Genomic DNA, 5,671 nt, shown 5'->3' with positions numbered 1-5,671 from the left:
ATGGGGTCGGCGGCCGACGCCCTGCGGATGCGGGCGCCGTACTTGACGTGATGCTGACCGTCCGCCGCGATCACCTCGGCGGCGCCGCGGTCGACGCGGGCCACGCGGGCGGGGACGGTGTCAGCGGGCAGCTCGGCGGCGCGCAGGCCGGTCCAGCCGAGCAGAGAAAGATCGTTGGACAACGGAGTGAAACCCCTTGGTCGAGAAGGAGCCGGGCGGCTCAGGGGAGCCCCCGGAGATGAATGGACGGCACGGTGAACATGACGACCCGCATTGCCCTCACCTCCTCGATCGGTTGCGGCAGCGACTCTACGCACCCTGTCCGCGAGGACGCAATCGGATTAAGTATCGCGATCTGTTGAACCGTGCCAGGGCGACTGGCCGTACCACCTGCCGACGGACACGAGAAAGGGGAATGATGCACACCAGCACTTATCCCCCGCCCTCGGCCGAGGGAGCCGCCCCCATGGGCAAACCGCGCCTTCGACACTGGATCCGCCGTGTGCGGCCGGATGACGGGGTGCCAAATGACGAGGCGGCGGTGTCCGCGCTCTACCGGGAATATCACAGGCCGCTCCTGGCCTTCGTGATCAGGTTGACGGCGGGCGATCGGCAGTGGGCGGAAGACGTGGTGCAGGAGACCATGATTCGGGCCTGGCGCAGTGCGGAGCAACTCGATCCCGAGTCGGTCTCGCTGATGCCCTGGCTAGCCACGGTCGCCAGACGTATCGTGATCGATGACCGGCGGCGCCGGGACGCCCGCCCTCAGGAGTCGGGCGACGGGCCGCTGGAGAGCGTTCCCGTGCCTGACGAGATGGAGGGTCTGCTGCACCAGGTGGTCGTGTCAGAGGCGCTGAAGGCATTGTCACCGGCACATCGCGAGATCCTCAACGAGACGATCTTGCGGGACCGGTCCGTCAACGATGCGGCCGAGGCGCTCGGCATCCCGGTCGGCACCGTGAAATCCCGGGTCTACTACGCCGTTCGCGCGCTGCGGATCGCACTCGAGGAGAGGGGGGTGACGGCGTGACTTCGAGAGTCGAGCACACGGATGTGGGCGCGTACGCGCTCGGCCTGCTGGAGGAGGACGACAGGCTGGCTTTCGAGGCCCACCTCCTCGGCTGCTCGCCCTGCCGCTCCGAGCTGTCCGACTTGTCCGGCATGGCGAGCGTGCTGAGCGGGATCGGCCCGGTGGAGGAGTACGACGTACCGTCCCCCGAGCCGGTGATCGACCTGCTCCAGCGCAAGAAGGCGGCCGACCGGCGGACGCGCAGGGGGACGTTCGTGATCGGGCTGGCGGCGGCGGTCACGCTGGTGGCGGGCGGGCTGACGATCGGCACGCAGCTCACCGCCGACTCCGCGCCGCTGATCGCGCAGGGCCACGCCAACCATCTGGGGCCCGCCGAGCAGTTCTACGCCGACGGCGTCCCCATCGAGGGGAAGGGCGTCGACGGGGTGACCGGGGGGCTGGTGGTCGAGTCCAAGGCCTGGGGCACGCACGCGGCGCTCAGGCTGGCCGGGGTGAAGGGGCCGCTCGAGTGCGAGCTGGTCTCGGTCGGCAAGTCGGGTGAGCGGCGGGTCATGACCGGGTGGTCCGTACCTCCAGCCGGGTACGGAGTGCCGGGTTCGCCCGATCCGCTCTACATGCACGGCGGCAGCGCGACGCCGCTGAAGGACATCGACCACTTCGAGGTCGTCACCTCGACAGGTAAGAAGTTGCTCACCATCAACGCCTGACCGCCAGGCGTCCCGAGCCCTCCCGCCGCTGGCGGGAGGGCTTTTTCGTGCCTTCTTCCTTGTGTGTAAATTTACGGATTCCTGGGTTGAACCTCCACCGGTGCCGGCCGCGTACTGCCTGCCGTACCAACCGGAATATCAAACCGTTTAAGAGGTTTCGCCATGTTCATCCGAAAGTTCGCGATTCCCGGCACGCTGCTCGCCGCCGCCCTGCTCGCCTCGCCCGCGCCTGCCCACGCCTCCGGTGACGACGTCTATCTCGCTGCCGGACTGCGTGGCGCGAACGAGGTGGGGGTCAAGGGTGACGCCGACGGCCGCTCGACGGTCGTGCTCAAGATCAGCGGGAACGAGGTGACGTTCGCGGTCCGCTGGAACAAGATCGACGCGCCCACCGCCGGCCACGTTCACCTGGGCGCCAAGGGCGTCAACGGTGACGTCAAGCTCGAGTTCTTCACCAAGCCGCTGCCCGCGACCGTGCTCGGCGTCACCGGCACCGTCAAGGCCGGCAACGAGCTCGTCAAGTCGCTCATCGACAACCCCGGCGGCTTCTACGCCAACCTGCACGACGCCAAGCACCCCAAGGGCGCCGTACGCGGCCAGTTCCACCGGCTGAACAAGCCGGTCGACCTCAACGGCGTGCTGCAGGGCAGCAACCAGGCCACGCTCTCCGCGCGCGCCGACGGGGCGCAGGAGGTGCAGGAGAACGACGGCAAGAAGCGCGCCGACCAGGACGGCCAGGCCGTCTGGTGGCTGCGCCCGAACGGCTCGTCCATCGCCTACACCGCCTTCTGGTCGGGCCTCGGCCAGGTGACCAACGGCCACCTGCACAAGGGCGTGACCGGCAAGAACGGCCCAGTGGTCGAGGACCTGTTCGCGGGCGCCCTGCCCGAGAACCTCACCGGCGTCGCCGGTGAGACGCCGGTCGCCGCCGCGGTGGTCAAGCGCGTCGCCGCGAACCCCGACCGCTACTACTCGAACCTGCACACGCTCGACTTCGACGGCGGTGCCGTACGCGGCCAGCTGTCCGGACGGCCGTTCACCCACCCGCGCGCGCTCACGGCCGACGTGCTGCGCGGCTCGCAGATCTACTCCTGCACGGCGCAACCGTCGGGCGGGTACGCCTTCACCCAGCTCGGCGTGTCGGCCAAGCTGCGGCGCGGCATCGACCACTCCTTCGTGACGCCCGCCGCCGGCCCGCCGCAGTGGATCGCTCCCGACGGCAGCGCGGTGCGCGGCTCGGTCGTCACCAAGACGCCCAACGGCGACGGCAACATCCCGGAGCTGGTGCTCGACGCCGCCCAGGCAGGCAAGGAGAGCGGGCTGCTGGCCCACGCCACGCAGATCCTGCGCCTCAACACCACGGGCGGCGTCGCCCCGTCCGGCGCCTGCTCGCCCGGCTCGGAGGCCAAGGTCCCGTACGGGGCCGACTACCTCTTCCTCGGCTGACGCCTTCCGGGGCGACGCTTCGGTCCCGTCCCCCGGAAGGCCTTCCCCTGTCGATCCGGCCCACCGTCCCCCGGGCCGCCGGTCGGCCACCGCGAGCAGGGCACTCCGGCCCGCCCCGCTCGCACCGAACGCCCCGCCGCACCCGGAGCCCGTGCGGCGGGGCGTTCCCGTGCGCCCGTGGCGGTGGCCGGGGGCTGCACGGCGCACAGCCACGCACGACGCGGCGCGGAGTCCGGTGTGCCAGGTCAGGCCAGTGCGGTGGCGTCCGTGACGGGGAAGAGGCAGGCGGCCGTGTGGCCGGGCGTTTCCTGAGGGGCGAGCGGTGGCCGGGTGGCGGAGCACTCGGGGCGGGCGGCCGGGCAGCGGGTGTGGAAGCTGCACCCCGAGGGCGGGTCGGCGGGGGACGGCGGGTCGCCCCGGAGGACGATGCGCCGCCGCGTCCGCTCCACCTTGGGATCGGCCACCGGCGCGGCCGACAGCAGGGCGTGCGTGTACGGGTGGCGCGGCGCGGTGAACAGCGTCTCGGTGTCGGTCAGCTCGACGACGCGCCCGAGGTTCATGACGGCGACCCGGGTGGCGACCTGCCGCATGATCGACAGGTCGTGCGACACGAACAGGTACGTCAGCCCCCGCTCGGCCTGCAGCCGCTTCATCAAGTTGACGATCTGGGCCTGGATGGACACGTCGAGCGCGCTGACCGGCTCGTCGCAGATGACCAGCTTGGGCTCCAGGGCCAGAGCCCGGGCGATGCCGATGCGCTGCCGCTGCCCGCCGGAGAACTCGTGCGGGAACCTGTCCTGGCTCCCCGCCTCCAGCCCGACCGCCTCGAGCAGCGCGGCGACGCGGGCGCGGGCCTCCGCAGAGCGGCGGCGCACCCGCCCGTGCGTGACCAGCGGCTCGGCGACGATCTCGCCGACGCGCATGCGGGGGTTCAGGCTGGCGTACGGGTCCTGCAGGACGACCTGCATGTCCTCCCGCACGGCGAGCAGCTCCTTGCGCCCCAGCCCGAGCAGGTCGCGGCCCTGGAAGCGGATCTCGCCCCCACTTGCCTCGACCAGCCGCAGGATGAGCCGGGTCAGCGTGGTCTTGCCGCACCCGGACTCGCCGACCAGGCCGAGCGTCTCACCGGGATGGACGTCGAACGACACGTCGTCGACCGCGACGGCCTTCGCGTACTCCTTGCGCACGCTGCGCAGCGACAACAGCGGCTGGGCCATCTCAGAGGCTCCCTTCCAGCAGGCAGGCGGCGCTGTGCCCAGGAGCCCGCTCGACCAGCGGGGGCGACTCGGAAGCGCACGAAGGCATGGCGAACGCGCAGCGCGGGTGGAACGCGCAGCCGCCGGGCGGCGAGAACAGGTTCGGCGGGCTGCCGGGGATCGGATCAAGCGGCGCCCCTCCGGGCACGTCCGACCTGGGCATGGACTCGAGCAGCGCCTTGGTGTACGGCATGCGAGGCGAGTCGAAGACGTCGTCCACGGTCGCCAGCTCCACAGGACGCCCCGCGTACATGACCAGCACCTGGTCCGCGGAGCGGGCCACCACGCCGAGGTCGTGCGTGATGAGCACGATCGCCATTCCGAACCGCTCCTGGAGCGCGGCGAGCAGCTCCATGATCTGGGCCTGGACGGTCACGTCGAGTGCGGTGGTCGGCTCGTCGGCTATGAGGATCTTGGGGCGGCAGGCGAGCGCGATCGCGATCATCACACGCTGGCGCATGCCGCCGGAGAACTGGTGCGGGTAATCTCCCGCCCGCTTCTCCGCGTTGGGGATGCCGACCTCGCGCAGCGCCTGCACGGCCTGGGCGCGGGCCTCCGATCTGGACAGCCTCTGGTGCAGGCGGAGCGACTCGGCGATCTGGGCGCCGACGGTCTTGAGGGGGTTCAGGCTGGTCATGGGGTCCTGGAAGACCATGGCGATCTCGTTGCCGCGGATCTTGCGCATCTCCCGCTCGGAGAGCTTGAGCAGGTCGCGGCCGCCCGCGAGGATCTCACCGCCGGTGTAATGGCAGGGCGGGGTGGGGTGCAGGCGCAGGATCGACAGGGCGGTCGCGGTCTTGCCGCTGCCGGACTCGCCCACGACCGCCAGGGTCTGCCCCGCCTCGACCGACAGCGACACGCCGTTGACCGGTTTGATCGTGCCCGCGTCGAGCCGGAATTCCACATGCAGGTCGTTGATCTCCAACAGGGTCATGATGAGTCTCCGCGGAAGATGCGCAGCAGCTCGGCCGGGTCGGCCTGGACCGTTCCCTCTGGTGGGGGCGCGGCCTGGGTGAGCGCGGTCGGCTGCTTGAGTGCGCCGCCGGTGACCACGCTGACGACGGTGTCGCGTTCCGACACCCAGCCCTGGGCGCGGGCGCGCAGCAGCGCGGCGGTGGACGCGGCGGCGGACGGCTCGGCCGACACGCCCTCCTCGCCCAGCAGCCGCATCGCCTCGAACAGGTCGTTGTCGTCCACCGCGACCACCCGCCCGCCCGAGTCGTAGACGGCGC

At 71.0% G+C, this 5,671-nt stretch carries 6 protein-coding genes and 1 pseudogene; 3 read left to right on the top strand and 4 right to left on the bottom strand.

Features of this window, described 5'->3' with window-relative positions; all coding sequences use genetic code 11:
* A pseudogene (locus AB0J09_RS54550) lies at positions 1 to 182 on the bottom strand (ribosome small subunit-dependent GTPase A); the annotation flags it as partial.
* A 338-nt stretch (positions 183 to 520) separates the two neighbouring features.
* Between AB0J09_RS54550 and AB0J09_RS54545 the strand changes: the two are divergent.
* The 3 genes from AB0J09_RS54545 to AB0J09_RS54535 all read left to right on the top strand — a co-directional run bounded on the left by AB0J09_RS54545 (position 521) and on the right by AB0J09_RS54535 (position 3,183).
* Positions 521 to 1,030, top strand: a complete 510-nt coding sequence (locus AB0J09_RS54545; protein WP_360710161.1) for a sigma-70 family RNA polymerase sigma factor — start codon at positions 521 to 523, stop codon at positions 1,028 to 1,030.
* Entirely contained in the window at positions 1,027 to 1,737 is a 711-nt protein-coding gene (locus tag AB0J09_RS54540) for a zf-HC2 domain-containing protein (protein ID WP_360710159.1), read from the top strand. The genes AB0J09_RS54545 and AB0J09_RS54540 overlap by 4 nt, the downstream gene beginning before the upstream one ends.
* A gap of 162 nt (positions 1,738 to 1,899) precedes the next feature.
* The gene (locus tag AB0J09_RS54535; RefSeq protein WP_360710158.1) at positions 1,900 to 3,183 is read left to right on the top strand and encodes a CHRD domain-containing protein; all 1,284 of its coding nucleotides are present in this window, start codon (positions 1,900 to 1,902) and stop codon (positions 3,181 to 3,183) included.
* A gap of 245 nt (positions 3,184 to 3,428) precedes the next feature.
* Here AB0J09_RS54535 and AB0J09_RS54530 read toward each other — a convergent pair whose 3' ends face one another.
* From AB0J09_RS54530 to AB0J09_RS54520, 3 genes are all read right to left on the bottom strand, one after another.
* On the bottom strand, positions 3,429 to 4,400 hold the full coding sequence (locus AB0J09_RS54530) for an oligopeptide/dipeptide ABC transporter ATP-binding protein (RefSeq protein ID WP_360710156.1): 972 nt from the start codon (positions 4,398 to 4,400) through the stop codon (positions 3,429 to 3,431).
* A 1-nt stretch (position 4,401) separates the two neighbouring features.
* On the bottom strand, positions 4,402 to 5,373 hold the full coding sequence (locus AB0J09_RS54525; RefSeq protein WP_360710154.1) for an ABC transporter ATP-binding protein: 972 nt from the start codon (positions 5,371 to 5,373) through the stop codon (positions 4,402 to 4,404).
* Positions 5,370 to 5,671 (bottom strand): pyridoxal-phosphate dependent enzyme (locus AB0J09_RS54520; RefSeq protein ID WP_360710152.1); only part of this gene is annotated, 302 nt, incomplete at its 5' end. The genes AB0J09_RS54520 and AB0J09_RS54525, both read right to left, overlap by 4 nt.

It is taken from the genome of Nonomuraea sp. NPDC049784 (assembly GCF_040659615.1).
Classification (GTDB): Bacteria; Actinomycetota; Actinomycetes; order Streptosporangiales; family Streptosporangiaceae; genus Nonomuraea.
Note: the sequence above shows the minus strand (reverse complement) of the source record. Positions and strands in the feature narration are given on the sequence as shown.